The 25,924-nt window shown below is 68.5% G+C and carries 23 protein-coding genes; 17 read left to right on the top strand and 6 right to left on the bottom strand.

Features of this window, described 5'->3' with window-relative positions; translation table 11 throughout:
- Positions 1-188: 188 nt before the first annotated feature.
- A complete protein-coding gene (locus AC1DE0_RS16785; protein ID WP_478102963.1) occupies positions 189-734 on the bottom strand; it encodes a cysteine hydrolase family protein in 546 nt (181 codons plus the stop codon).
- 2 nt (positions 735-736) lie between these two features.
- The gene (locus AC1DE0_RS16780; RefSeq protein WP_478102661.1) at positions 737-1,855 is read right to left on the bottom strand and encodes a hypothetical protein; all 1,119 of its coding nucleotides are present in this window, start codon (positions 1,853-1,855) and stop codon (positions 737-739) included.
- A 481-nt stretch (positions 1,856-2,336) separates the two neighbouring features.
- Between AC1DE0_RS16780 and AC1DE0_RS16775 the strand changes: the two genes are divergently transcribed.
- From AC1DE0_RS16775 to AC1DE0_RS16700, 16 genes are all read left to right on the top strand, one after another.
- Positions 2,337-2,603 (top strand): DUF6284 family protein, encoded by a 267-nt coding sequence (locus AC1DE0_RS16775; RefSeq protein WP_478102658.1) that lies wholly within the window; start codon positions 2,337-2,339, stop codon positions 2,601-2,603.
- Positions 2,604-2,615: 12 nt separating this feature from the next.
- A complete protein-coding gene (locus tag AC1DE0_RS16770; protein ID WP_478102656.1) occupies positions 2,616-2,822 on the top strand; it encodes a hypothetical protein in 207 nt (68 codons plus the stop codon).
- 77 nt (positions 2,823-2,899) lie between these two features.
- Complete coding sequence (locus AC1DE0_RS16765) at positions 2,900-3,712, top strand: hypothetical protein (RefSeq protein ID WP_478102653.1); 813 nt, start codon at positions 2,900-2,902, stop codon at positions 3,710-3,712.
- A gap of 297 nt (positions 3,713-4,009) precedes the next feature.
- Positions 4,010-6,310 (top strand): hypothetical protein, encoded by a 2,301-nt coding sequence (locus tag AC1DE0_RS16760; RefSeq protein ID WP_478102650.1) that lies wholly within the window; start codon positions 4,010-4,012, stop codon positions 6,308-6,310.
- Between the two features lie 205 nt (positions 6,311-6,515).
- Positions 6,516-7,583, top strand: coding sequence for a bifunctional DNA primase/polymerase (locus AC1DE0_RS16755; RefSeq protein WP_478102647.1), 1,068 nt, complete (start codon positions 6,516-6,518; stop codon positions 7,581-7,583).
- A complete protein-coding gene (locus AC1DE0_RS16750; protein ID WP_478102645.1) occupies positions 7,580-9,181 on the top strand; it encodes a YfjI family protein in 1,602 nt (533 codons plus the stop codon). The genes AC1DE0_RS16755 and AC1DE0_RS16750 overlap by 4 nt, the downstream gene beginning before the upstream one ends.
- 205 nt (positions 9,182-9,386) lie before the next feature.
- Positions 9,387-9,566: a helix-turn-helix domain-containing protein gene (locus tag AC1DE0_RS16745; RefSeq protein WP_478102643.1), complete on the top strand. Its 180-nt coding sequence runs from the start codon at positions 9,387-9,389 to the stop codon at positions 9,564-9,566.
- Positions 9,563-10,750 (top strand): tyrosine-type recombinase/integrase, encoded by a 1,188-nt coding sequence (locus AC1DE0_RS16740; protein WP_478102641.1) that lies wholly within the window; start codon positions 9,563-9,565, stop codon positions 10,748-10,750. Before AC1DE0_RS16745 ends, AC1DE0_RS16740 begins: the two co-directional genes overlap by 4 nt.
- Before the next feature lie 131 nt (positions 10,751-10,881).
- Positions 10,882-11,178: a hypothetical protein gene (locus AC1DE0_RS16735; protein ID WP_478102639.1), complete on the top strand. Its 297-nt coding sequence runs from the start codon at positions 10,882-10,884 to the stop codon at positions 11,176-11,178.
- Positions 11,179-11,189: 11 nt separating this feature from the next.
- Positions 11,190-11,666: a hypothetical protein gene (locus AC1DE0_RS16730; RefSeq protein ID WP_478102637.1), complete on the top strand. Its 477-nt coding sequence runs from the start codon at positions 11,190-11,192 to the stop codon at positions 11,664-11,666.
- A 16-nt stretch (positions 11,667-11,682) separates the two neighbouring features.
- Positions 11,683-14,355, top strand: a complete 2,673-nt coding sequence (locus AC1DE0_RS16725; RefSeq protein WP_478102634.1) for a hypothetical protein — start codon at positions 11,683-11,685, stop codon at positions 14,353-14,355.
- Positions 14,352-16,331 (top strand): hypothetical protein, encoded by a 1,980-nt coding sequence (locus tag AC1DE0_RS16720; RefSeq protein WP_478102632.1) that lies wholly within the window; start codon positions 14,352-14,354, stop codon positions 16,329-16,331. Before AC1DE0_RS16725 ends, AC1DE0_RS16720 begins: the two co-directional genes overlap by 4 nt.
- On the top strand, positions 16,328-17,074 hold the full coding sequence (locus tag AC1DE0_RS16715) for a hypothetical protein (protein ID WP_478102630.1): 747 nt from the start codon (positions 16,328-16,330) through the stop codon (positions 17,072-17,074). The genes AC1DE0_RS16720 and AC1DE0_RS16715 overlap by 4 nt, the downstream gene beginning before the upstream one ends.
- A complete protein-coding gene (locus tag AC1DE0_RS16710) occupies positions 17,071-18,144 on the top strand; it encodes a M23 family metallopeptidase (protein ID WP_478102628.1) in 1,074 nt (357 codons plus the stop codon). Before AC1DE0_RS16715 ends, AC1DE0_RS16710 begins: the two co-directional genes overlap by 4 nt.
- A gap of 31 nt (positions 18,145-18,175) precedes the next feature.
- Entirely contained in the window at positions 18,176-18,595 is a 420-nt protein-coding gene (locus AC1DE0_RS16705; RefSeq protein ID WP_478102626.1) for a hypothetical protein, read from the top strand.
- Positions 18,592-19,077: a hypothetical protein gene (locus AC1DE0_RS16700; protein WP_478102624.1), complete on the top strand. Its 486-nt coding sequence runs from the start codon at positions 18,592-18,594 to the stop codon at positions 19,075-19,077. Before AC1DE0_RS16705 ends, AC1DE0_RS16700 begins: the two co-directional genes overlap by 4 nt.
- Positions 19,078-19,548: 471 nt before the next feature.
- Here the strand turns inward: AC1DE0_RS16700 and AC1DE0_RS16695 are convergent, their stop codons facing one another.
- Together AC1DE0_RS16695 and AC1DE0_RS16690 are read right to left on the bottom strand one after the other, a co-directional pair.
- Entirely contained in the window at positions 19,549-19,743 is a 195-nt protein-coding gene (locus AC1DE0_RS16695) for a hypothetical protein (protein WP_478102621.1), read from the bottom strand.
- 181 nt (positions 19,744-19,924) lie between these two features.
- Positions 19,925-20,167, bottom strand: coding sequence for a helix-turn-helix domain-containing protein (locus AC1DE0_RS16690; RefSeq protein ID WP_478102619.1), 243 nt, complete (start codon positions 20,165-20,167; stop codon positions 19,925-19,927).
- Between the two features lie 296 nt (positions 20,168-20,463).
- Here AC1DE0_RS16690 and AC1DE0_RS16685 point away from each other — a divergent pair, with 296 nt between their 5' ends.
- Positions 20,464-22,020, top strand: coding sequence for a hypothetical protein (locus AC1DE0_RS16685; protein WP_478102617.1), 1,557 nt, complete (start codon positions 20,464-20,466; stop codon positions 22,018-22,020).
- 235 nt (positions 22,021-22,255) lie between these two features.
- Here AC1DE0_RS16685 and AC1DE0_RS16680 read toward each other — a convergent pair whose 3' ends face one another.
- Positions 22,256-23,836 (bottom strand): UvrD-helicase domain-containing protein, encoded by a 1,581-nt coding sequence (locus AC1DE0_RS16680; RefSeq protein WP_478102615.1) that lies wholly within the window; start codon positions 23,834-23,836, stop codon positions 22,256-22,258.
- Entirely contained in the window at positions 23,833-25,764 is a 1,932-nt protein-coding gene (locus AC1DE0_RS16675; RefSeq protein WP_478102613.1) for an ATP-dependent nuclease, read from the bottom strand. Before AC1DE0_RS16675 ends, AC1DE0_RS16680 begins: the two co-directional genes overlap by 4 nt.
- Positions 25,765-25,924: the final 160 nt, after the last annotated feature.

Genomic DNA, 25,924 nt, shown 5'->3' with positions numbered 1-25,924 from the left:
TTTAACGCTTCCTATCGAACCTGCGCGGGAGCTGCCGTCTCCCGCCCGGGGCGGCGTGCCCATGCTCCAGCATGGCCCCTCGACGCCCGGGCGGCACGTCTACCGCTGCGCGAGTCCCCACGTCATGCGCTTCCGCCACGGAAGTCCCTCCTCGGCAGCGGTCTTGGCACCACAGGTAGGACCTCGCACTAGCCGAGCGCCGCCAGGACGGTCTGTGAGTCAATCAACTGTCCTCTGCCGATTGTCCGACCGGCGATGTAGAGGGCGGCCTCGTAAGCCCGCGGCCCCGAGTGGCTAGCCGTCCCATCCGTGACGATCCACGGAGTCAGATCGAGCTCGAAGGCGTCCAGCGCCGATTTGAGGACACAGCCGTCCGTGTCGATTCCAACCATGACGACGTCTGACCATCCCTCGGCGACGGCCCTGTCGGCCCATTCCCTGGTGAAGAACGTGTAACCCGGCTTCTCGACCACCGGCATGCCGTCGTCCACATGCTCTTGCAGGCCTTCCACAATGTCCGTGTCAGGCGAGCCCTGGCAGCGCCTCCAATTGATCAGCCGCTCATAAGGACTGCCGGGCTCATTGATGAACTTGGTTGCAATGACCGGCAGATCATGAGCCCGCCACTCTTTGATCAGCCCGCTGACGGTTGGGATGATCGCCCGGGAGTGGTCGGATATAAAGCCATTCTGGCAGTCGATCACGAGCAGCACCGCTTTGGTGGACAGGTGCATGGTCACGCTTCCCTCACTAGTTCAATTGCATTGTCGAGTAATTGGGCGACGCCACTCGTTTCGACAAGAGCCGTTCGCATAGACATGTGCTGGCCCGTTTCCTGCGGACGAGAGATATTGAGTCGAGACCGCGCACGCCTCAGAAAGTGCCATGAGTAGGCTTCATCAATCCGTGGATCGCGCCCCTGCTCCTCACTCCGCGAGAGGTAGTCGCAATAGGTCCAGAGCGCCTGTATGGCCAGTTCGCACTGCACGAGATCCTGTTCTGCCAACGCTCGGTCTGTGGCCACGGGACTGTACGCCACACCCGACCACGAAGCGGCACCGACCGAGATTCCTGCCACTCCAAATTCACGTACGTCTGGATGTCTAAATCCTTCTTCAAAGAGCGATCTCTCGACCAGACGGCCAGCGGCGCGCTCCTCTTCAGATCCGCAGGGGGCCCTGTTCAGTAGGGTCTTTGGAACAGACAACAGGTGCGCCGCCGTGGTGAGATCAGCCCCACTCCACATCGGCGACTCGACCCAGTACGCAGACAGGGCGTAAGCCGCCTCGACATCATGGGAAGCCGAACTCGAGAGCCATTCAGACGCCCAGGCCATGTTTGCCGGGTAACTCCCGACGCGCCACAGCGCGAGATCCGCAACATGATCCCAGGCATTCGACTCAACCAAGTGAAATGCCACCGTGCCAAACGGCCACACATACATGTCCAATGCCCCAAACGGGGACGTGACGCGCAACGTTCGACATTCAAACCACGCATCTTCTACTGGCACGCCCGGTTCCGCGAGGGCACGGGCAATGTCGGGCGGCAATTGAGCCATGATGAATTTATGAGAACGGATCCGGCAACTTCCCGCGACATCTGTTGACGTGAGGCTTCCGCAGATCTGCTGTTCGCTCAAGCCATAGATCGAGCGATAGAGCCGAACATAGAGAGTGTCGGGCCGCACATGGCCCTTCTCATGGCGACTGATCGATTTTTCGATGGATTCAGGCTCGGGCATAGACACGCCCTGGCGAGCCGCCGCGCGCTTCACCTCGATGGCCGCACGGCGCCTGGACCAGCCACGAGACTGACGGCTAGCCAATAGGGCGACATGGGGCTCAAGGGACACGTCGCGTGTCCCCTCTTGTCCCCTCATGTCCTCTGTTCCGGACTGCCCTCGCCGCTCACTCTTGACTCATGCGAACGACGACCAGCTACCGCCAACTGGCCAGCTCGGGCTTTGGAAACTCCCAACCTCTCGGCCAGCTGCGACACGGACAGACCTTCCTCGTTCATAAGGCGATAGGCCATCTCGGCTCGCAACTCCGCAGCCGTGCCCACGAGGTCGTCCAACACGTCACGAAGCGCACTCGCCTTGGCGTAGGCACGCCGCGAGCTGCTTTCGGCCAGGGCCTCCCCCTCGGCCTCTTGGTAGGCATCCCGGATCTTCTGACCCTCTGACTCCATGTCCACAGCATAGGCAACGTCTAGACCCGCCTAGACAGTCCCAGACACGCACGGCGTCCACCCATCACTAGACATCCTCCGAAGGGTGTGCCACTGTTTCCATCGTCCAGCCATCACTAGACGTCAATAGAAGGAATGCCCATATGTCCAACGAACCCAGCTGGGCCGACCTCGTTGCCATCGCCGCCGAGTGGCCCGTGATCGAGGCCGAATTGGCCGTAGTCGATGCTGAGTGCCGCCTGGCCGCATCGCCTGACGCGTTGTCGGTGCGTGCGCACCGCCGCGCGGTTGCTCGTCTAGCTCGGATGACCCGTACGAGCTATGCCGCTGCTACTCGTATCGCGATCGTGGCTCTTCCCGGTACAGCTGCCGTCCCCAGCCCCAAGCCGACCCAGTCCGTCTCTGCCTGAAGGGAATTCATCATGCTTACCGCACCTCTGTTCGTTGTTGTGCTGTTGCTCGCGGCCGTCTGTATCGGGGGCAAGTTGGCCGAGGTCGGCAGCGTGTTCCTGGGCGTGCTGCTGGGCCTGACTCTCGCCTCGACCTCGCTCGGGGAGCCGATCCTGCAGGCGTTGACGGCGGCGTCGTCTGGCCTTGTCGACGCGCTCAGCTCGCTGGCCGGCAAGTGATGCCGGCCCCCGTGCAGACGCCCCGTCGGTGGCTGCCTCCTTGGATGCCGCTTGCACTGCTCTCCCTACCTGCCGGCGTGGCCATCTGGTCCGGGTGGGTCGCCCTCGGCACGCTGTGCGGGTTCGGCAAGGTCCAGCCGCTGCCGGGCCTGTGGGACTCCCTGGTGATCGACACACGCATCACGCTCCCCATCGGCATGGAGACCTACGCCGCGTTCGCGCTGAAGGTCTGGTTGACCAGCCATCCCGGCACTGCGCGGCAGTTCGCCAAGCTCTCGGCGCTAGCCGCCCTCACGATTGGGGCGGCAGGGCAGATCGCCTACCACCTGATGAGCGCGGCCGGGATCAATGCCGCACCGTGGCCGGTAGTCGCTATGGTCGCCACGCTGCCCGTGGTCGTCCTGGGCATGGGCGCCGCCCTGGCTCACCTCCACGGCACCGAGACGACCGAGACCAAAGAGGCCGCCTCTGCCCTCGCCCTCGATCGGCCTGCCAGAACTGCCAGAACTGCCAAAACCCCGTATGTGCAGGTCAGTGGCCCAGAGTTTCGGCTCGAGGCACCTGCCAAAACCGCCGTCCGGTCTGCCGAAACCCCCACTGGCACTGCCAAAACGCCCATCGAGGCGGACCGCAGGGCTCCGGCGAACACGGCGACGGCCTCGCAGCTCGCGGCATCCGTGCGGGCGTTGGCCGAGGCCAACCCGACTTGGACTCAAGCCCGGATCGCGGCTGAGGCCGGGTGCTCGGTGCGCACCGTGCGCCGGCACCTGACCAACCCACCCCAGCCGGACCCTGAGCCGGCCGCCCAGCCCGACACGCGACCCGTGCTGGAGTCCGTCCCGCCTGCTGCTGACCAGGACGCCAGCAACGACACCGAGGACGCGGCATGAGCACCCGCCTAGTCACCGCGACAGCCCCGCACGTCCTACCTAAACGAGCGTCGGCACACGAGGCGGCCCTGATGCGCATGAAGGTGGCCGCGCGCATCGAGGGTGCGGTGTCCCGGCTCGGTGACCGGCTCCGCAAGCGCGAGTACGCGTCCGTCAGCGCGGAGGGCTGGCAGATCGCCCGCACGCCGTGGGGCGGGCGCCGGTACCGGCATCCGCATTCATCCACTTGTCGGCGACGGAGCCGACCAGCGACGGCACCGCCAACGACAGCACGACCGAGACGACGGAGGTTCACTGATGAGCACGCATACGGGCGCTGAGACGAGTGCCGAGGCCGCGGCGGTGGTTGACCTGGCTGCCGAGCGCGCTACCCGAATGGGTCACGCGCAGCCGGCAGCCCCGGCCGATCACGACGGGCCGCACGACCCGGACGCGGACGAGGACGAGGACGGTCGCCGGGTGGTCGATGCCGTCGTGGACGGTGTCGTGGTCGAGCATCACGGGCAGGCCGTGACGCACACCGCCGGGCCGGGCTCACAGCTCGATGCCGGGGGCGCGGTGGCGACGCGGGCGCTGCCGTCGCGGCCGGTGGTCCCGCCGTGGATGCGCGACCGGGAGTCTGCCCGCTCGGCGACGGTGTGGGCGAGCAAGTACGCCGCGCACTCGGTCGGGTTCCACACGGTCCGGCTGCCGGTGTACTGGGCCCGCCTGGCGGGCCGGTCCCCAGTGGGGGTGTACCGGATCGCATCCGCGACCGGCCGGTGGGTGTTCGACGCGGACGGCGCGCAGGTACGTAAGGCAATGTCGGCGGCCGCTGGCGGCGCCGGGTACGGGGCGGAGGATGCCGCGACGTGGGCGCGCCTCGAGGAACAGCGCCGCAAGGTCACCCGCACCCGCGCCTGGCTCGTGGCGGCCGCGCTGGCCGCCCTGGGCGTCACGGCATGGGTGGTGTTGGCCTCGGTGCCAGGGTGGGCGGCCGTGCTCGTGGTGGCCGCTGCCCTGGCGCTGCTCGGGATGGCCGGGCGCGACGCGGCCGCCCGCGTGGTGTCCCGGTACACCGACGCGGCCGAGATGCCCCGGCTGTCCTCTGACCTGCTGCTGACCGCGCTCGGGGCGCTCGGGGTCGCCGAGCTGAACCGTGGCCTCAGGCCAGGCGCGGACGGCGTCCGGTTCCCGTCCCCGATCGCGCGCGACGGCGCCGGGTGGCGCGCCGAGGTTGATCTGCCGGCCGGGGTCACCTCGGGCATGATCGTGGACCGCCGTGACCGGCTGGCCGCTGGCCTGCGCCGTCCGTTGTCCGCCGTGTGGCCCGAAGGGGACAGCGACGTGCACGAGGGCCGCCTCATCGTGTGGGTCGGGGACAAGCCGATGAGCAAGGCCAAGCCGCTGCCGTGGCCGCTGGCGGCCAAGGGCACCGTTGACCTGTTCGCCCCGTTCCCTTTCGGGGCGGACCCGCGCGGCCGCGCGGTGCCGATCACGCTCATGTTCGCCTCGATGGTCATCGGCGGACAGCCCCGCATGGGCAAGTCGTTCCTGGCCCGTCTGCTGCTGCTCGCGTCCGCCCTCGATGTCCGGTGCGCCCTGTACCTGTTCGACCTCAAGGGGTCCCCCGACCTGCTGCCGCTGGGACAGGTGGCCCACGCCTTCCGCTCCGGCGATGAGCCCGAGGACATGGACTACCTGCTCGGCGCCGCGCGCGAGCTGCACCAGGACCTGACCCGCCGCAACAAGACCCTGAGGGCCCTGCCGCGTGACATCTGCCCCGAGGGCAAGATCACCCCGGAACTGGCCTCCCGCAAGGACCTCGGGCTGCACCCCGTCGTGATGTTCATCGACGAGTGCCAGATCGCGTTCGAGCACCCGACCCACGGCAAGGAGCTCGAAGCCGTCATCACCGACCTGACCAAGCGAGGCCCGTCGGTCGGCATCATCGTCATCTGCGCCACCCAGCGCCCCGACGCCAAGTCGCTGCCCTCGGGCATCCGCTCCAACGCCGTCCTGCGGCTGTGCCTGCGGGTGCAGGGACAGATGGAGAACGACATGGTGCTCGGGACCAGCGCATACAAGAGCGGGCACCGCGCGACGATGTTCGCCCGCAGCGAGCGCGGCGTCGCCTACCTCTCCGGTGAGGCCGATGACCCGCAGATCGTGCGCGCCGCCTACATCGACGCCGTGCAGGCCGAGAAGATCGCCGCCAGAGCCCGCGCCGCCCGGGTCACGGCCGGGCGCCTCACCGGGTACGCCGCCGACCAGGACCTCACCCCGGACGACGACACCGCGTCGATCATCGACCACCTGCTCGCCGTGTGGCCCGCGACCGAGGACCGCGCCTGGTGCGACACCCTCGCGGCCCGACTGGCCGAGGCGTTCCCGTCCGCCTATGCCGGGTGGACGGCCGAGAACGTCACCACCGCCGTCAAGCCCCACGGGCTGCGTACCCGGCAGATCAAGCTCGACGGCCAGAACCGGCGCGGGCTGCGTCGCGACGACCTCGCCCTCGCCTTCCCCGGCGTCGGCCAGGACGCCCACCAGTCACGCGACCCAGGCAGCGACGTCGCGGACGACGCCAGCGACGAACCGGAGGTGTTGGACAGGTAGCACCCCCGCAGGAAGGTAGCGGGGCCGCTACCGCCGCAAACCCACGCTGACCTGCGGCGATACGTCGGTAGCGGCCGGCGCCTGACCTGCTCAAACACCCCAAAACCCATACCTGCACTCCTCAGGCGCTGCTACCCGCTACCGCCGCGTCCCTACCCCACCCATGCCTGAAGCAGGCCAACGAACGAGTCAAGGAGGACCCTCCATGCAGGCATCACCCGATACGCACGCCGCAGGTCCTGCGACCACACCCAGCGGAGCGCCAGCAGCGCAGTCCAGCGCCGCGTCCCTGCCCGAGGTCCGCGCCACCGCGCTATGGCTCGCCGCGCACGGCGTGCCCGTGTTCCCGCTAACCATCGCGGGCAAGACCCCTGCGACGGCGGCCGGGTTCAAGGACGCGACCACCGACCCGGACGTCATCGCGCGGTGGTGGACCCGCCGCCCGCACAACGTGGGGATCTCGACCGGCCCGGCCCGGCTCGTCGTTCTGGATCTGGACACCCCCAACCACGGCCAGCACGACCAGGGCCATGAAGGCCAGGACGACCAAGGCGGTGCCGTGCGAGCTGCGCCCGCCAGCGACCTGCCAGGCGCGTGGGCGAGCGAGCCGGGTGTGATCGACGGGGCGGACGTGCTCGCCGTCTTGGCCGCCCGCGCCGGGCAGCCTGTGCCCCTCGAGACGCGCACCGTTAGGACGCCCTCGGGCGGGATGCACCTGTACTTCCTGGCGCCGCACCCGCTGCCCTCGACGTGCGGGCGGCTCGGGCCGATGATCGACACCCGCGCGATGGGTGGATACGTCGTCGCCCCACCATCGCGGACGACTGCCGGTGGATACCAGACGATCAACCCCGGCCCTCCCGCGCCGCTGCCCGGATGGCTGCTCGACGCACTGACCCCGGCCGCACCCGTTGGCGCGAGCCGTCCGGGCCCGGCCATGCGGCGCACCGCCGCAGCTCGAGGCCCGGTCACCGACCCGTACGTGTTCGCCGCGTTCGAGAACGAGGTCGACGCCGTGCTCGCGGCCCGACCCGGATCCCGGAACGACGCTTTGAACCGGGCCGCCTACGCGCTCGGGCAGTTCATCGCCGCCGGGCGGCTCAACGAGTCGATGGCCATCGACGCGCTGACCATTGCCGCCGAGCACATCGGCCTCTCCCCGGCCGAGACCGCCCGCACCATCGCCTCAGGCCTGGCCGCCGCCGCGCACACTCCCCGCGACCAGACCGACCGCGAAAGCACCCGTGGCCCCGACGCCGGGAGGCGAGCATGACCGACCACCAGCACCGCAACCCCACCAGCTCGGGCGGCGCGACGACGGCTGACTCAGCGACGGTGATGCCGCTGGATGCCCGCAGGGTGCTCCGCGACGTCGGGGCTGGGCAGAGCGCCGCACAGGCCGCCAGAGACGCCGCGATGGCCGCGCCGTGGGACGCTCCCGTGCCGCTGACGCCGGTCCGGGTACGGCCCCCGTTCCCGGTCGAGACGCTCCCGACGTGGCTGCGCGCCATGGTCGATGAGGTCACCGAGGCCTTGCAGGTCCCCACCGACCTGCCCGCGACTCTGGCCCTGGCGTGCCTGGCAGTCGCGGCCGGGGGTCGCGTCGACGTCGCGCCGGTGCCCGGCTGGGTCGAGCCGACGAACCTCTACACCGTCGTGGCGCTCGTGCCCGGCTCGCGCAAGTCGCCGGCGTTCTCCGCGATGACCCGGCCCCTGTACGCGGCCGAGACCGCGCTATGCGAGGCCACCGAGCCCGCCCGGATCGAGGCGACCCTGATGGCCCGGCGCGCCCGCGCCCACGCCGAGCGGACGGCAACGGCCGCCGAGAACACCGACACCGACGAGGCCATGGCCGAAGCCATCGCCGCCGCCCGCGCCGCGCACGAGCACGACGAACCACCAGAGCCACGACTACTCGCCGACGACCTCACCCCTGAGACCGCCGCCACCCTGCTGGCCCGGCACGACGGGCGCCTCGCGCTCATGTCCGCCGAAGGCGGCTCGTTCTCCACCATCGCCGGGACCAGGTACAGCGCCGCCGCGAACCTCGAACCCCTGCTCAAGGCCCACGCCGGGGACATGATCCGCATCGACCGCAAGGGCAGGCCCTCGGAGCGGATCGAACGGCCCGCGCTGACCATCGCCATCACCACCCAGCCCGGGCACCTGGCCAGCATCGCCAACACCCCCGAAGCGCGCGAGCGTGGCCTACTCGCCCGGTTCCTCTACAGCCTGCCGACCAACACTGTCGGCAACCGGCAGATCCACCCGGCCCCCGTCACCGACATCACCCGCCAGGCCTATGAAACGCGCCTGTCCCGCCTCGTGCTCGACCTGGCCCTCACCCCCGAGCGAGTCGAGCTCGATATCGACAACCAGGCACGGACAGTTCTGGCCGACCTCGAAACCTGGCTAGAACCGCGCCTGCACCCCGAGACCGGCGAGCTCGCCGCCGTCACCGACTGGGCCTCCAAGATGGCAGGAACCGCAGTCCGCATCGCCGGGCTCGTGCACCTGGCACACCACGGCACCAACGGCCGACACGCGCCCATCACCGGCGACACCATGACCGCCGCCGTCACCATCGCGCGCTACTACCTCGCCCACACCCTCGCCGTGTTCGACACCCTCACCGCCGACCCAGACCTGGACGCGGCCCGCCGGGTCCTCGACTGGATCGCGCGCACTCGCCCCGACACCTTCACGCGCCGCGAGCTGCACCGAGGGATCAAGTCGCAACGGTTCCCCAAGCCCGAATCCGTCGATCCCGCCATCCGGCTGCTGCTGGACCACGGCCTCATCCGCGACGTCCCCGAGCCCAAGAAGGGAGGCCGCCCCAGCCCCACCTACCAGACCCATCCGGACCTTTGACCCGCCCTCACCGGCATGCCACAGAGGTATTGGCAGGCCTGCCAAGGGTTTTGGCAGATAGCCCGTGCCAAAACTCATCCCCTGCGACCGGCGGAAACAAAGCTTTGGCAGTTTTGGCAGTTTTGGCGCACCACCGCTCAGCGCGCCACCGCACCACGGACCCGATTCGCGAGAACCAAACCCTGAGGTACCACGAGGAGAACGCGTGAACAGCCCACTCATGTACCGAGTTCCCGAGGCCGCCAGCGCCCTCCGGATCAGCCGGAGCCGGCTCTACGAACTCATCCGCTCGGGCCAAATCCGCTCCGTCACAGTCGGTCGGACGCGGCTCATCTCCCATACCGCACTGACCGACTACATCCACCGCCTCGAGGAGGCCGCGTGAGCGACGACCACAGGAAGAGAGCACGGGGAGATCATTCGCTCACGTGGTACGAGAGCAGACAGCGCTGGCGCGCACAGGCCAGCGCGGGCTACGACGCGCGTGGCAAGCGCATCTACGTCACACGATGGGGCAAGTCACAGTCGGCAGCCCTAGCAGCGCTGCGCGCCGCGCTGCGCGACCGCGAGAAGGGCATCACACCAAAGGCCGAGCGATACACCGTTGGTGAGGCCGTACGCGACTGGCTCGACTACGGCCTCACCGGTCGCGATCCCAACACCATCAAGAGCTTTGCCTCTGTCGCGGACAGTCACGTCATTCCGGCCCTCGGCGGCGCCCGGGTGAAGGACCTCGCTGTGCGTGATGTGGAGAAGTGGCTCCACGAGATGTCACACAAGGTGGGCAAGGCGACTCTGAAGAAGGCCCGAGCCGTACTCAGTCGCTCACTCCGAAGGGCCGTGGCTCACGAGCTCGCTATACGCAATGTCGCTGAGCACGTCGACTTACCGGAAGGCCGGCCGGGGAGGCCATCCAAGAGCTTCACCGCTGCTCAGGCTGACCTCATCCTCAAAGGGACGGAGTCCCACCGGATGCATGCCTACATCTTGGTGTCGATGCTCACCGGGGCGCGGACGGAGGAGATGCGCGAGCTCACTTGGAATGACGTGGTCCTCAAGAGCAGCGGCGGTGTCCCGCCTCACATGATGGTCTGGCGCTCAGTGCGCCGGAATGGTGACACGAAGACGCGCAAGTCCCGCCGGACGATCGCACTGCCGCAACTCTGCGTCGACGCGCTCATCAAGCACCGCCGCGTACAAGCCGAGGCGCGACAGGCGGCAGGCGAGCGCTGGAAGCCTGGTCCCGGCTACGTCTTCACCGACACCATCGGCGGCCAGCTCGACGTCAATAACGTCCGGCGTGATTTCCGGGTGGCGCTCAAGGGCGTCCCCGGTATCGATGAAACCCAGTGGACACCGCGCGAGCTGCGCCACTCGTTCGTCTCGCTGCTCTCCGACGCAGGGATGCGCATCGAGGACATCTCCCGCCTCGTCGGCCACTCGGGGACGAGCGTCACCGAACTCGTCTACCGCCATCAGATCCGGCCGGTAGTCGAGACCGGCGCGGAGGTCATGGATGCCATTTTCGGCCAGACATCGAGGCCGCTGGGCTCAACTCGCGAGGAATGAGTATGTGCAAGGTAAACGCGAAGTAAAGAGTGGCGTATCGCTTTGCACTTCTCTTGACGATCCGCCACACTCAAAACGTCACGCACGCCAGTACGCGCGACTTCCACTCGCAGTCAGGGAAGGAAAACCCAATGCAGACAACGACTTTCCTCGCCGCCAACGCGGCGGCACTGCCCGCAGCCGGTGAGGCCCCGAGCGTCTTCAAGCTCGACGCGATCAGCGCCTTCGCGGCAGCAGTTTTCGGGATCATCTGCATCTTCGTTGCCGTGTTTATGGCGTGGCGGGCGAAGAAGGCGAAGATCAGCGAGAACGGCACGATCCTCGGCAACCTGGGGCTCGCCGCGGTCGCGTTCGTCATCGGCGCGGGCTCGCTCGCACTGCCGTTCGCCAAGAGCATCGTCGGCTTCTTCACCAACACGTCGCTCTGAGGCCGGCGGCAATGCGACTCATTGAGACCGACGACGCTGCCGCCCGGCAGTCCTACATCTACCTCGGGCCCGCCGACACGCCGTTCCCTGTGTCGGCGCGCCTGTCGTCCCAGGTCGCGGGGCTCGCGCTGTCGATCTTCCTGAGCTTCGTGGTTTACGTGGCGACGCCGTTCATCGACTTCGTCGGTCTCCCCGGGATCGTCGCCTGGGCTGCACACGCGGCCCTGGCGACGGTTGCCGGGGTGGCCGGCGCAGTCCTCATCACCCGCAAGCTCGCCAAGCACATCACGACGTACATGCCCTGGTCTCACCACTTCGCCACGATGCAGGCCGAGATTGCCGTCCCGCGACCCAACACCGACACCGTCGAGGCCGTGCTCGCAGTCCCCCCACACCTATGGATCGAGGACCGGCCCGAGAGCCGCCAAGTCAGAGTCGCAACCGTCCCCCCTTTCGTCGACGACGTCGACGAGAAACCCACTCACTGAGGCAAGGGACCCCAAGATGAGCTTCTGGAAGCGCAACCAGCGCCGCACCGTCACCCATGACACCGAGACCACCCCCGACCTGACCGGCGAGCCGGAGGAGGCCCGCACCCCCCACGCGAACGAGCTGCACATGACCGCCGCTCACCGCAACCTCGTAGTCGACTTCGATGGCACATGGGCCTACTACCTGCTCGAGGACGAGAATTGGCTCTACACAACCCCCGGCCACCGCGCCACGGTCATGCGCCAGCAGACGTTCCGCTGGGCCGAGCTCGTCGGCAGCCGCGTCAAGATGTACGGCGCCACGTCGCCGCTCAACACCAAGGCCGCGGCCGCCACCCTCGACGCCGAGCACCCGCTACCCGACCCTGCCAACGTCGCCCCCGCCCGCTCGTTCCGCCTCCCAGCCATCGACGGTGCATGGTCGTTCCCCGACTACCTCATCGACATGCAGGTGCGCATGAAGGACTACGAGGCGCGCCGGTCAGTGGTGCTGCTCGCGGTGCGCATCACCGAGACCAAGGTCAAGGCCGACGAGCTGCCCCACCTGCTCTCGCCCAACCCGCTGGGCGACTCCCGCGGCGTCCTCGAGACCTACCGGCAGAAGCTCCGTCAGGTCACCGCCTCGGTAGCCGGCGACAGCTGGCAGGCGCGCCCAGCGCGTCCACGGGTCATCGCGTGGTTCATGCACTCCGCGCTCGGCCTCGGCGCGCCCGTCCCGTCACTGCTCCTCGATGCCTGCGCGGACGGCTGGGACGGCGACGACCTGCCCGGCTTCACGAACCCCGTCTACGCGACCCACAACCCGTACGCCGCCTCGACGACTATCCGCGTCGTACGCAACGTCACCGACCACACGAGCCACGTCGTCATGCTGCACGCGTCGAAGTTCGGCCGTCGCGACCTCGACAACCAGGGCCTCGAGCCGTGGCTCTCGTGGCTGTCCAACAGCGCCCCGTGCCCGACGCGCTGGGTGCTCGACTTCGACGTCATCCCCGGCGAGGACCTCAAAGAGCAGGCCGACTACTGGCGCCGTCTCGGCATCGACCAGGACGAGCACTTCCGCTCCCACGGGGAGGAGCCGCCCACCGAGGTCGGTCGCGCGATCGCTCGCTCCCGCGAGGTCCTCGACGAGGTCTCCACCGGTGACGTCGCCATGGCCCCGCGCGCCCGTGGCGTCGTGCTCGTCGGCGTCGTCGGCGACACCGAGGACGAGGCGCGCGAGCACGCCCGCAAGCTCATGTCGGCAGCCGCTGAAAAGCAGCAGATCATCCTCACACACGACTACGCACAGTGGGAGTCCTACCGGAGCCTGTGCCCTGGTGAGCCTGTGCGCCGCACCGGCCACGTCACCCGGCAGCCCTGCTACTTCGTCGGGCCCGCGGTGCCCAACGCGTCGCCGTCGTTCGGTGACTCCTCCGGCATGTACGTCGGTCCGATCGCCGGAGGGCACGACGTGTTCCTGTTCGACCCACACGGCGGTACGCGCCGCGGCGGCTCCGGCATGTTCGCGATCGGCGGCGACCAGGGCGCCGGCAAGTCGACGCTCATGGGCGCGATCGCGCACCACAGTGCGATGCTCGGCATGCGCACCGTCCTTAGCGACCCGGCCGGGCACCTGTTCAAGCTCACGCAGATGCCGGCGCTCAAGGCGAACGCGCGGCACCTGGACCTGCAGCACGTCAGGCCCGGCACGCTCTCGCCGACGCTTGACCCCGAGCCGAGCCGCGATGCGTACGCAACCGCCGAGGAGTTCCAGGCAGCCGTCGTCGCGGCGAAGCAGGAGCGTCGGAGCCTGCTCGTCGAGACGTTCCGGTCGCTCCTGCCGCACGAGATGATCGCCTACGACACCGGCGGCGCCGTGGCCCGTGCGATCACCGGCGCCGTCGGCAGGGTAGGTGGCGACTTCGGCGAGGACCCGTGGCGGTACCTCGCGGTCATGCGCGAGCACTACGGCGAGGCCGGGCGGGACGTCGCCGACGCCCTCGAGTCCCGGGCCGAGTTCCGCGACGGTGCGCTCGTGTTCCAGCCCAAGGGGCAGGACGTCGACCCGGACTACTACCGCACGCTTTTGGACCAGGCGGTGCTCACCGTCGTCACCCTCAAGGGTGTCGCGCACCCGCCGGCCGGCAGCCTCGACCGCGCCGCGTGGACCGACGAGCAGCGTCAGGCCGTCCCGATCCTTAACCTCGCGGCCCGGTTCGCCTCGCGCGCGATGTACCTCGACCGGAAGCCGAAGGTCATCGGCAACGACGAGCTCGGCATCCAGGCCGCCGCCGAGTCCGCACACGCCGCGTTCCTCTCCCGCGGCTCAGTTGAGACGCGACGCACCAACACGCTTTTCCTGCTCCTGTTCCAGAACCCGAACATGCTCCTGCAAATCGACGACGAGATTCCCAACCTCATCGGCGCCGCGGCGATCGGGCGCATGGAGGAGGAGGTCGCCGCGCGCGCACTGCGCCTTCTGCGCCTCAAGGAGGGCTTCGGCTACGAGCAGGACATCGCGACCCTGCCCAAGGGCGGGTTCCTCTGGCGCGACTGGTCGGGCAAGCACCGTCAGGTGCAGGCCGACCAGGGGTGGTGGCACGAGCAGCTGCTCGACGCGCTCGACACGAACCCCGAGGGCCGCCACCGCACCTACGACACGTCGGCCGGCCGGGACGCGATCTTCGAGGGAGCGGTCGCGTGAAGCTCCGACTCCGCTCGCGCCGCGCGGTCGTCGCGCTGGCGCTCTCGGTCGCAACGCTGCTCGGCGGCGGCGGCGCCGCGGCCGCGTGGGCGATCGACATTCCATCCGGCAACGACTGCATGGTCCCGCCGGACCCAGAGCGCCCCAACATCGGCACGGCCGGCGATTGGGACGCCGGCCCGGCCAAGCCGATCCCCGGCAACCCGTTCGCTGCGCCAACGGCCGGCAAGCCGCAGCCGACCATCTACGACACCTACGGCTACGGCGGCCTGCACGTGCAGCGCGCCGACCCCGGCTGCAACCCGGTCCCGTCATGGTCTGACACCGAGAACTCCTGGGCGAACACCCTGCTCGACTGGACCGAGGGCACCGTTGCTCTGTCGGTGATGCTCTACCGCGCAGCCATGTCCTCCCCGCTCGGCGTGGTGTTCGAGCCACTGCAGGAGGGGCTCACGAGCATGCTCGGCAGCGCGATCTTCGTCCCACTCGTCGGCGTCGTGTTCATCGGCACCGCTCTCCTACTCGCCTTCCGCGCCCGGCGCGCGAAGGTCGGAGAGACCGCGAGCACGCTCGGCAAGAGCACCCTCATCCTCGCCGTCGGCATGTTCACCGTGCTGGCCGCGGTGCCGCTGGGCAACGCCGTCGACAAGGGCATGACCACGCTCATCAGCTCGGCCGCGAACACCGGCGTCCTCGACGGCAGCGTGGACCCCTCCGACGCCCTCGGCGGCGCCGCGCACAACTCGCTGCTCTACAACACGTGGCTGCAGATGACGTTCGGCAGCGGCAAGCAGAACGCCACGGCCGCCAAGGAGTTCGGCGGGCGGCTGTTCATGGCGTCCACGTTCTCGCGCGACGAGCAGGCCCGCATCGACAAGGACCCGTCCATCGCAACGGACCTCTCGGACAAGAAGCGCGAGGACTACAAGAAGGTCCTCACCGAGATCAAGGAGAAGTACCCGCAGCCCTACGAGTACGTCGCCGGCAATCACACCGGCGAGCAGCTCTCGTTCGCGCTCGTCGCGTTCCTGTCCGCGCTCGTCTCGCTCGTGTTCATCGTCGTGGCGCTACTCAAGCTCATCTACGCCATGGCCGTGACCCGCATCATGGTCGGCATCTTCCCGGCCGTCGCCACCGCCGCGGTGTTCCCGCGCTTCCAGCACCTTGCCCTCAACGTGTTCGGCATCATGTGGGACGCGATCGTGAAGGCGATCTACTTCGGCCTCGCCGTGGTGGTGTTCGTCGGGTTCGGCATCGGCGGAATCCTGTCCCCGGCGACGACGATGCACCCGCTCCTGAAGCTCATCGCCCTGGCGGTCGCGACCTACGTCGCGTGGCGCGTCGCGACGAGGCTCGGCATCGCCAACGACATGCAGAAGCTCCGCAACAACATTGGCCGCCGGTTCCCCGACGACGTCCGGGAGCCCCTGGGTTTCGACGAGGTCGAGGAGGTCCGACCGTCGGGTGAGAAGCGCGTCCGCAAGCCGCAGAACGCGCAGGAGCTGTTCGACGGCACCGACTCCCCGGCCGACTACCCGAACCGCGGGTCCGACGCGTCCAACACGCGCATCCGGCAGGAGTACGTGATGACGGGCGTGCGCGACGTCCCGCGGACCACGCCGTCGGAGGCGTTCCACATGCCTTCGGACGCCGTCTCGAGCGGCATGGGCAAGGCCGCCGCGAAGGGCGCCGTCGGGAACGCCGCGGTTGTCGGCATCGGCACCGTCGTCTCCGGCGGCACGGCCACTATCCCGCTTCTCGCGGGTGCCGCGGCCAAGGGCGCCGCAGGAGGCGCCGCCGGGCACACCCTGCAGAAGAAGGGCAGCGCCAACACCAAGCCACAGGTCGTCGAGCCGTCGGCGATCTACCACCCATCGACCACGAGCTCCGTCGGGCCTGCCGAGGCTGCGCAGACGCGCGTCATCGCCGGCAAGCGCGTCTATGACATCTACCAGGCCGCAGGAGGCAAGAAGTGAGGACGATCAAGGTCACCCTGAGCCGCATCTCGGCGGCCCTCGCCCGCCGTGCCGACAACGTCAAGGTGCGCACGACCCGGCACGGCGCCGCACACCGCGCGATGACGTGGGTGTTCTGGAACCGGCGCAACGCGATGCGCACGCTCATCGTCACCATGGTGGTGCTCACCCTGGCGGTGCTCGTGTTCACCCGACTTACGACGTACCGGCACGAGGTCACGCAGTACGAGGCGCAGCTCCGGGCCGAGGCCGCGGCCAAGGTGGCCTCGGTGTCCCCGTCCGCCACGCCCAAGTCGGAGGCCACCTACCGCGAGCTCGGCAGCACCGAGGGCACTGACACCGACGCCACTGAACCGGTTCCGGAGCCCACCACGACGCCAGCGGCGCCCACCTTCACGCCGACCGGCCCGCCCGTCATAGCGTCCGACATCCCCGAGGTCGAGCAGGCCCCGCGGAAGGTCGCGGGCACGTTCCTCAAGACCTGGGCCGGCGCCGCCAGCTACCCGAACACGGGGGAATGGCTCGACGCCATGGCCCCGTACACCACGCAGGCCATGCTCGACCTGTTCCGGCTCACCGACGTCACCCGCGTGACCCCGGCCAAGGTGAAGTCGATGACGTCAGTCACCACCGGCTCGTCGTCCGCCGTGGACGCATCCATGAGCGACGGGCAGATTCTGTCCGTCACTCTCGAGGTCATCGACGGACGGTGGAAGGTCACCGACCTCGACGAGGCGCTGTGAAGAAGCATCTGCTCCTGACGGCCGGGGTGCTCACCGCCCCGGCCGTCCTGTTCGCCTTCCTCGCCGCGGGAACCCCGCGGCCCGGGCAGGTGCAGGCCGGCGCAGAGCCCGGCACGTGTGTCGTGCCCGCCTCGAACCAACGCGTCCCGCAGTCGGAAGCACGGGACCGGAACTGGACCACCATCATCGAGCGCGGCATCGCCAAAAAGATCCTCGGCCGCGGCATCCAGATCGCCCTCGCGGTGACGCTCGTCGAGTCCACCGGCCTGAACTACGCCTCGCGTAAAGTCCCCGAGTCGACTCGCTACCCCAACGACGGCGTCGTGCCCGGCGACCACCTATCCATAAACCTGTTCCAGCAGCAGGTCGGCATGGGGTGGTTCGACTCCGTCGAGAACGGCATGAGAGTCCCCGTCGCTGCCGACTCGTTCTTCGACCACTTGGTCAAGGTGAACGGGTGGCAGGTCATGTCGTTCGGCACGGCCGCCCAGGCGGTGCAGCGCTCGGCGTTCCCGTCGCGATACGGCAAGCGGCAGGCCGAGGCTGTCGCGATCTACAACCGGCTCATCGGCTCTGCTTCGCTCGTGGCGCCGGCCGTCGCCACCGCCGGGCCCAACATCGACGAGTGCAAGCAGGAGACTTCCGGGCCCGTCGCAATCTCCGGCCGGTGGGCCAACCCGCTCAAGCCCGCGGCATACGTCCGCACGTCCCCGATGGGATGGCGTGAGTTTCGCGGCATCCCCAACTTCCACAAGGGGCAGGACCTCGGCGTCCCCATCGGCACGCCCGTGCACGCGGTGTGTGACGGCGTCGTGGCTCGCGCTGAGTGGGACCATTACGGCGGTGGCTACCAGCTCGACCTTGACTGCGGCGGCGACATTCTCATCAAGCTCATGCACAACGTGGGCTTCAAGGTGAAGAAGGGCGACAACGTCCACGCAGGGGACGTCGTCGCCATCTCCGGCAACGAGGGCAACTCCACCGGCCCGCACCTGCACGTTCAGGTCGAAAAGGCCGGCGAGCTCATCAATCCCGTCGCGTTCTTCGCCGATCGGGGCGTGCCGCTATGACGCGCACTTCTCAGTCCGACATACTCCCTCCATGTCCGAGGAAGGCGACGCGAAAGTGCAACTGACCGCCGAGGAGTCTCGCACGGCGGCCTGCGCGGCAGTCGCCAACTCGATGCCCCCTCGGATGCGCAACGTGATCGCAGCGTCAGCCACATGGCCCACCAAGGACCGGGTCGCTGACGTCGCGTTCATGATCGAGACGCGTATGGCGAACCAGGCGGACCTCGACCGAACGCTCCCGTGGTGGGAGGCGTCCGGCGCCGCGGTCACCGCCGCCCTTGTAGACGTGAGCGGCACGGAGCAGGGGCTCGCGTCGCACATCATCGGGGCGGTCGTCGAGGCGCGGATCCTCGCTGGACAGCCCCTCGTCGAGGACCTCGTGCTCCGCTGGGGAGAGCGAGCAGCTGCATGGATCGACGGCAACCAGTCGTCGCAGAAGGAGGCCCGGTGACGTCCGACCTGGACGCTGCGATCGTCGAGTTGCGTGCCGCATGCAAGAGCGCGTACGAGGCGCAGAAGGCAAGGGACGCCGCGCTCAAGAAGCGCAGGCAGGTCGCGAAGCAGACATGGAAGTCGTTGCACGAGCTCGGGCCCACAAACATCGCGAAGCAGATGGGTGCGGAGCGCAGCCGTGCTGTGGTGCGGGCCCTCACGGCCGACCTCGAGCCGAGGCCTCCTCGCGGCCCTCGCACTGACGTGATCATGACCCGCCGCCAAGCCGAGGCTGTGACGCGCCTGCGCGACGCGATCGTGGCCGTCGACAAGGCCAACAAGGAACTCTCCACGGCCCTCGATGAGCGCTGGCACACGATCCGCCGTACGTGGCCCGCCCTTGCCCCGCTGGGACCGCGCGCAATCGCACGAGCCGTCGGAGGGGGTTACGTTGGCGAATCGACCATCAGCGTCACCACCACCGACCTACGCAGGGCCTAGGAGGACGCGATGTTCGGGGTTCCGTCGCCTCCCACCAGGGCGTGGCTACCGAGGGCACAGGTGGCGGGCCCGCTGGTGAGCCCGTCGCCGTCCTGCCGGTCGACGAGGACGGTCCCTGGCCGACGGCGTATCAGCCTCGTCGGCTCCGTGCGCGAGAGCTTCGACGAGGTGCTCGGCGACATGCTGTCGAACCCACTGAACGACGACAGCCGCCTGTCACTGACGGCCTCTGTCGGAGGCGAGACGTAGCGTCAGCTTCGCGACCAGATCGCAGCGCCGGCCGCGGCGCCCCACGCCACAGAAGCGGCCAGCACAGAGTCCCCGCCCCCTATCTCGGGACGGGGGCTCTTCTTTGTGCACCTCGCGCGAAGGCTATCCCCGACCCGAGCGCGAAGGCGCCCGTCCGCCCCAACCGCAACGGGCGGGGCAACTTGACCACTCCTCGCAAGATGGGCGCGTCTGAGTGTGCGGTCAGCACAGGTCGGCGTCCTCGACGGGCCGGTAGAGGCCGGTCTGCCACCTGCGGTCGAGGCGTGCTGCGACGGCTGCGAGCCCGTTCGGGCAGCCGAGCCAGCGGATGCCCAGCCAATACGTCCAGCTGGGCAGCCCGTCGATGATGAAGCAGGCGTGGTCGAGAGCGTCGACGATGAGGCGCTTGGCGCGCATGGTGACTCCTGGGTTTGAGGCCCGTGCCCGCCTGTCGGGCTCAGGCTGGGAGTCGCCGCGCCGTCCTCATGGTGATGACGATACCGCTGGCGCGCCAGCGCACGACGCTCCACGCTTGCCTGGTCGAGCGCACGTCGCACGGCACCTGTTGACTGCACCTACTTAGCGTGTGCGCCGACGTTCAGTGGCTGATGGGCGGTGCTCCCCGGTCTCGCAACGGCACGTCCAGCTCCCGCAGAGCACGTCGGATTGCGGTTTGCGTTCTGTCCGTCTCGGCCGCCAGGACCCGCAACGACTTCCCTTCGAGGTAACCCTTCTCGACGTACTCGAGGAAGGTCGTGCGCTGCTCGCGGGTCTGCCGGTTTGTGGCTGTCCCCCGGAACTGCGGCAGCGGGTCGGGTACCGGCCTCGATGGATAGGGCATGGACCCAAGTCTCGGGCACCGCTAACGCCCAGGGCGCACGCACTCCGCGGGCATGAGCGGGCACCTCCCGGGGCCGGCAGGACACTGCGCTTTGGAAGTTGTTCCAGCGCCGTTCACCACGACCGCGCACGTGGGTCGCGGGCATGGCGGTGTGCAACGCGGGCGCGTCGCCGACTGCGTGCAGTATCCGCCGCACAGCCTCCTGTGCCGTCGTTGCCGGGCCGGGGGAGGCTGGGTCCGGAGCAGGCGCTTGAAACCAGAAGGCACGATGTCGCGGCGGTATCTAGGGTGGCGGCATGGCTACGAATCCGCCGAAGGACGTCGTGATGACGCTGCCGCCCTGGATGTGGAACGGGGCCCTAGACGACTTCATGCAGGCAGCTCGGCTCACGGTCATCGCCGGTTCCGACCTGACGCCGGAGGAACGGCGCGTCGAGACGTTGGAGCGCGGTGCGCGCGGGCGGCCGGGGCTGGTGCAAGTGCACCATCTGGCGGGCTCACCGCTGGAATCAGACGACTACACGCAGCTCGCTGAAGCCGACTCATCTGCGACGCTGAACGTTAACGAGCGCTTGCTGGAGCAGACGGCCAAGACAGTGCAGCGGGCCGAACGTTCGGCGGCCCGCCGCACCGGCGCGGGGCTGCTCGCGCCGGGGTTGGCGTTGCACCAGCTGCAGACCACGCTCGCGCTGCCTGGGTGGGCGGCGGCGACCGTCGAGGCCGTGGTCGACGATCTACGCGAATGCAGGTTCTCCGATGACAATGAGCAGATCTACGGCACAGTGGGTGCGTTCCTGGTTCGACGGCACCCTGCGCTGATGCACCGATCGAAAATCCCACAAATCCTGATGCGCATGGCGGTGGACGGCAAGCTTCGCGAGGCCGACCTGGACGAGATCAAGGCGGCGAACGAGGACGGCCAGATCGTCTTCTCCGCTTCCGAAGGGCTGGGCGACGGGTTCTCCCTGCTTGACCCGTACCTCACGCCACTGCTCGGGGCGCTCACTCCGTACGTATGGGCCTTCAGCGCATCCCGACCCGCGGGCACGATCGTCTACACGTTGGAGACTCCGGTCCTAGGGGCAGTCGGGGAGGCCCTCGAGCCCCTCCACCTGCTGCCGTCTCGGGGGCCGATAGGAGCGACTCCAGAGCCGGAGGTCGAGCCTCACGCCGCGGCGGCTGCGGTGATCTGGTGGGTGCGGCGGCTTGACCGGATACTCAGCGTCATTTCAGACCCGGCCTTGTTCCGCAATGGCCAGGACCGTTACGTGCCGACCCACCACCAGCACGCGATCCTCACCCTGGACCAGTTGTTCCGGCGGGTCGGCTCGATCCAGCAGTCTCACCGCGACGGCGACGCGCGACGTGTGCTGCTCTTCACCGTTCTTGACACCTTGGAGCGCCTCACCGACCGGCGCCTCACTCAAATGTGCACCCTCAGTTTCGCGTCGAGGACCTTGGATTGCATTCGAGCCGACATGCCTGGCGAGGTACAGCAGATCCTTCTTCCGGCCGCGGCCCGTGCCGTCGAGGCGCTCGAACGGGTCCAAGAAGGTTTCTACGTCAGTCGTCAGACGGGTGCGTCCTCGATCGACTTCAACCTCGCCGATGGGACGACGCAGAGCTACACGCCTGAGGAGGCTGCCGCGGAGTACATCCGGGTCCTGCGGAACGCGACACATGGGCACGGCTCTGACCGGGCAGAGGCGGTGCCGCGCACCGATGCCCTGCTGACACATCACAGCGGCGTAATCGACCACGACCTGCCGCTGCTGGGGTACCTGTACCTCTTGGAGTTGCTGACCAAGCCAGACATGTTGCGACGGGTCCTGTTCTCGTCGACCCGCGTCTGAGGGTCCCTGGGGCAGGACCGGCGCGTATCTCTGGCCTGCATCCGCATCGCTTCGACTGATGTCCAACGGGGCGAGAAGTCGATCTCCTCGGCTCTCGCCTGGAGCTCTTCTAGTGCGCTGCGTGAGATCTGACAGATCCAAAAGTCGTCGTCGGTCATGCCCCTCGGGGTCGCCGCGAACGTGCGCCGCCACGTCCCTCGCGTTCGGCGACCGCGGCCGGGGCGCAGGTTCGCGTTCAGGCCCGCTCGCGCGGCGTTCGTCGCCGCCTCGGTGCCCGAGAAGCAGGTGTCGGTTCGGGCACGATCTCAACCGTGCGCTCCTGCGCACGGGTGCAGGCGACGTAGATCTTGCGATGCAGGTCCTCAGCGCTGTCTAGGCCGGCGGCCAAGGCTGCGCGTTCCTCGGGCTTCAGGCGAAGCCCGACGATCTCCCACTCGCCGCCTTTGGCCTGGTGGGTCGTCAGGCCAGGAACTGGGCGCCCGGGGAAGATCAGCCGTTCCTGCAACTGGGCGAGCCGCTTCGTGTGGTGGTGGTTAGGGGCACGCAGCTCTCGCGCCGACACGCTGCCGATGACCTCCACCAACTGCAGGTACGCCGCCTTCACTGCGTCCTTGCCGCCGGGGCGCAGGATTTCGATGACGTCCTGCAGTGCTGGTTCCAGCTGCCGTGGCACGTCGCGGTCCTGCACGTTCAGCGCGGTCAGGGCGTCGTTGAGGTACGTGGCGTCGAGGTCGAAGATGTTCCGGGTTACATGGTTGAGCAGCAGGGTGGCCGCGGCCTCTTCGTAGCCGCCTTTGAAGGCGTGGAACGCCAAGGGGAGCACCCCGCCGCCGAGGTTCCACAGCTCAGCCCACCACAGGGCCAGGACGACGTCGACGTCCACCTGGTCGGTCGGCAGGATGAGTCCTTGTCCGGCACGAAGGCGGGTGGCGAGGTCGTGCTGCTCCGCGGACCGCCATCGGAACGACTTGGTGAGTTCGAGCGTGCCCACTCCGGCCCGCTCGAGAAGCTCGGGAACGGCCTGCGGACGGGCGCCACGGAACAGGTACAGCGCCTGCCATGGGTCCCCGACCAAGGTGACGGCGACGCTGGCGGAGATGGCGGCCTCGATGATGGCGATGTCCAGGTCGTTGGCGTCGAAGACCTCGTCGACGATGAGGGCTCTCATGGTGTCGCCGATCCGTTGCCGCACCCGGGCCGCTGAGGCTGGGTCCTGGAGAGCGAGCGCGAGGATGTCCCGGACGTCTTGGTGGGTGCACACGCCCTGCTTCATGTAGGGCACCACCGTTACCGCAGGGAACCGCGCGGCGTAGCTTGAAGCGAATGCTTCGCGGAGCCTGACCTGGCGTCCGGACAGGTACAGCTCGTAAACGGACCTGGTCCAGACGGTGCCGCTAGTCGAGGCCCAGCTGTCGCGCACGTCGAGGGCAATGTTCCCGTCGGGCCACAGCGTGAGGGCATTCGGCCAGATAACGAGCTGCTGTCGCATCAAGTCGTGAAGCAGGTCGCTCATGATCGTGTCGAGAGTGACGATCCGGTGCGGCCAGGTCAGGGCCGCGGGACCCCACAGCCGTTGCACGCGACGGCGCAGGTTGTAGGTCGCCGCACGGGTGAAGCTGACAGCCACGACAGCACGTGCGTCGTGCCGGTGCGCGGGAGCGAACCGTTGCACCCCGAAGCGTTGCGCCGACACCGTGGTCTTGCCCGTGCCCGGGCCGGCCTCGATGAACAGGTTGGTCTGCGAGGTGGCTGCGGCGAGGCGCTGCTCGTCGGTGAGGTCGTCGATGACGCCGGCGTGCGCGAGTGCCTTGCTCACAGCTGGGTGGCCGGCCCGGGGCTCGAAACGTCTTCGGCCTCGGAGGACGGCTCAGGTGTCGGGTAGAGGAAGTCGAAGACGCGCTGGATCGGCGCCGGAACGTGAACCCCGGCGCCGATGAGCTCCCGGGTGTCGCGGAGCCGGCCCGCGAGGGCTTCGGCGAACTCGCCCTTGCGAGCCGCTGCTGCGCCGGCAGGCACCGTCTCCTCGCCGTCCTTGTGCTTGCTGCGGAACAGGTCTCGGATCGTCTGTGGTGTGACCTGCTCGGGGACGGCCACGTTGATGTCCCTCAGGGCGCCCTCGACCAGGTCCTCGTTGCCCTCGGTCAGCTGAGGCTCCAGCGTCGGGTGACTGTGCTCAACGAGCAAGACGTGTGGGTCGTGTTCGCTGGCCCACGGCGGCGGGGTCGGTGTCTGGTCGAAGTCGAGGTCGCTGTCGCGCAGGACGGCCAGACGGCTGCACAGCTCGTGCCCTGGGGTGGCGAGCAGGCGGACCGCCCATGGGCCCACCTTCGTTCCCATCGGCACGATGCTCAGCGCGTCGACGAACGACTGCTTGTCCGGGTCGTCTTCGGCCCAAGCCCAGCCGAACTCGCGAAGCACCGCTGCCTCGGTGACGCCTTCGACCAGCAGGAGCCGGTCGGCGAAGAGGGAGGCCGACCTGCTGGCATCCAGGTGCAGCCGTGTCTTACGCAGCACCTCTGCTGAGTGTGTGCCCAAGGGGATGTCGGCTACGGCTCGGCAGACTCGTCGTCCGGTGCCGTCTCGGCGAGCGATGACCAGCTCTGTTGGGTCGCACGAGGTGATGATGTCGGTGGCGTGGCTCGACAGGATGACCTGGAGCTCAGGGCGCTGTTGGACCTGTCGGCGCAGGTACCGGACGAGGGAGTGCTGTAGCTGCGGGTGCAGGTGGGCTTCGGGTTCTTCGATGACCACGGTGACGTGGAAGGGTTCGTCGGGGAAGAAGGAGTCCTCGACACTCTCGCTCTCGGCGCGAGCCTGCCGCAGGGCCCGTTCTGCATCCTCGAGCTCACTGGCGGCCGTGCCGTCGGCATCAACGGCCGGCTGCCCGGTCGATCCTGCAGCGACGTCCGCCACCGCCTGCGCGATCTGCGTGGAGTCAGGGATGGCCGCGAGGGTTACTGCGATGTGCAGCAGGTTGACGTAGCCCAGCCCGACGACTTCAAGGGGAAGCGCTCCGGAACGGCCTTCGGACGTGGCAAGCATCAGCTCGAGCACTCGCGCCAGGTAACGGTCATCGACGACCTGGCCGCGAATGTAGGGCCAGTTGCGGGACACGCCTGCTGACAGCGCGCGAAGCTGCTCGCCGACCCTGGCCTCAAGGCCGGCCAGCAGCTCATCGGTCGCAAGAGCCTCGAGAAGGCCCGACGCCCGACCGCGCAGCCGTGACAGGTCGCGCCCGCGGCCGCGGTTCTGCTGCTGTGCACGCAGCAGCTCGACCAGGACGCGGGTCTCGCGGCGCGCCAGTTCTTCGATGGGGTTGCGCCACGCCGGCAGGTGGACGAGGCGGGTACGCGGCTCCACCTCGCTGACGGCACCGAGCGCGCTCGTCGAGATGGAGCCGAGGTCGCGGTGTAGCGTCCGCGACCACTCGGCAGCGACAGTCCCGGGGGCGAGGCGCCCGCCTTGAGCCTGCAGCTGCCGGCCGAGCGGGCCCTCCTTGTCGGCATCGTCCTCGAAGCGGTACTCCACCTCAATGTCACGATCTCCCGTGCCGAGCGCTGCTGCGGAAAGTCTCGGGAGGTAGGGGAAGCGCTTGCCGTGGCTGAGGTAGATCGCGTCCGTCAGGGTGGTCTTGCCGCCGCCGTTCGCGCCGGCGATGACGGTGAACCGCCCCGGGATCGCGAGGTCCAGCGGGCCGTCAACCGCGCCGCGCAGCCCGCGGACTCGTACGCGACTCAGGTACACGACGAAGCCTCCCCTGTTGCTCGGCGGTCTCAGGGCCACGACCCTGCCACTAGGACGCATCGTATCGACCGGGGTGAGGCGTCCGGCGGGGCCCTTGTCGTGACAGACATTGACGGCCCCCCCGCGACGGCTGACGTCACTGCTCCGCGCCCGTCCGGTG

It is taken from the genome of Terrabacter sp. 05T424 (assembly GCF_056396225.1).
This window is presented reverse-complemented; position numbering and strand designations above follow the sequence as displayed.

What these genes read in the sequence shown, in the direction of transcription:
- AC1DE0_RS16770 (WP_478102656.1), top strand. Translation starts at nt 2,616, where the DNA reads ATGCTTACCGCACCTCTGTTCGTTGTTGTGCTGTTGCTCGCGGCCGTC.
- AC1DE0_RS16695 (WP_478102621.1), bottom strand. Translation starts at nt 19,743, where the DNA reads ATGCGCGCCAAGCGCCTCATCGTCGACGCTCTCGACCACGCCTGCTTC.
- AC1DE0_RS16755 (WP_478102647.1), top strand. Translation starts at nt 6,516, where the DNA reads ATGCAGGCATCACCCGATACGCACGCCGCAGGTCCTGCGACCACACCC.
- AC1DE0_RS16690 (WP_478102619.1), bottom strand. Translation starts at nt 20,167, where the DNA reads ATGCCCTATCCATCGAGGCCGGTACCCGACCCGCTGCCGCAGTTCCGG.
- AC1DE0_RS16735 (WP_478102639.1), top strand. Translation starts at nt 10,882, where the DNA reads ATGCAGACAACGACTTTCCTCGCCGCCAACGCGGCGGCACTGCCCGCA.
- AC1DE0_RS16705 (WP_478102626.1), top strand. Translation starts at nt 18,176, where the DNA reads ATGTCCGAGGAAGGCGACGCGAAAGTGCAACTGACCGCCGAGGAGTCT.
- AC1DE0_RS16730 (WP_478102637.1), top strand. Translation starts at nt 11,190, where the DNA reads ATGCGACTCATTGAGACCGACGACGCTGCCGCCCGGCAGTCCTACATC.
- AC1DE0_RS16685 (WP_478102617.1), top strand. Translation starts at nt 20,464, where the DNA reads ATGGCTACGAATCCGCCGAAGGACGTCGTGATGACGCTGCCGCCCTGG.
- AC1DE0_RS16750 (WP_478102645.1), top strand. Translation starts at nt 7,580, where the DNA reads ATGACCGACCACCAGCACCGCAACCCCACCAGCTCGGGCGGCGCGACG.
- AC1DE0_RS16760 (WP_478102650.1), top strand. Translation starts at nt 4,010, where the DNA reads ATGAGCACGCATACGGGCGCTGAGACGAGTGCCGAGGCCGCGGCGGTG.
- AC1DE0_RS16725 (WP_478102634.1), top strand. Translation starts at nt 11,683, where the DNA reads ATGAGCTTCTGGAAGCGCAACCAGCGCCGCACCGTCACCCATGACACC.
- AC1DE0_RS16785 (WP_478102963.1), bottom strand. Translation starts at nt 734, where the DNA reads ATGCACCTGTCCACCAAAGCGGTGCTGCTCGTGATCGACTGCCAGAAT.
- AC1DE0_RS16775 (WP_478102658.1), top strand. Translation starts at nt 2,337, where the DNA reads ATGTCCAACGAACCCAGCTGGGCCGACCTCGTTGCCATCGCCGCCGAG.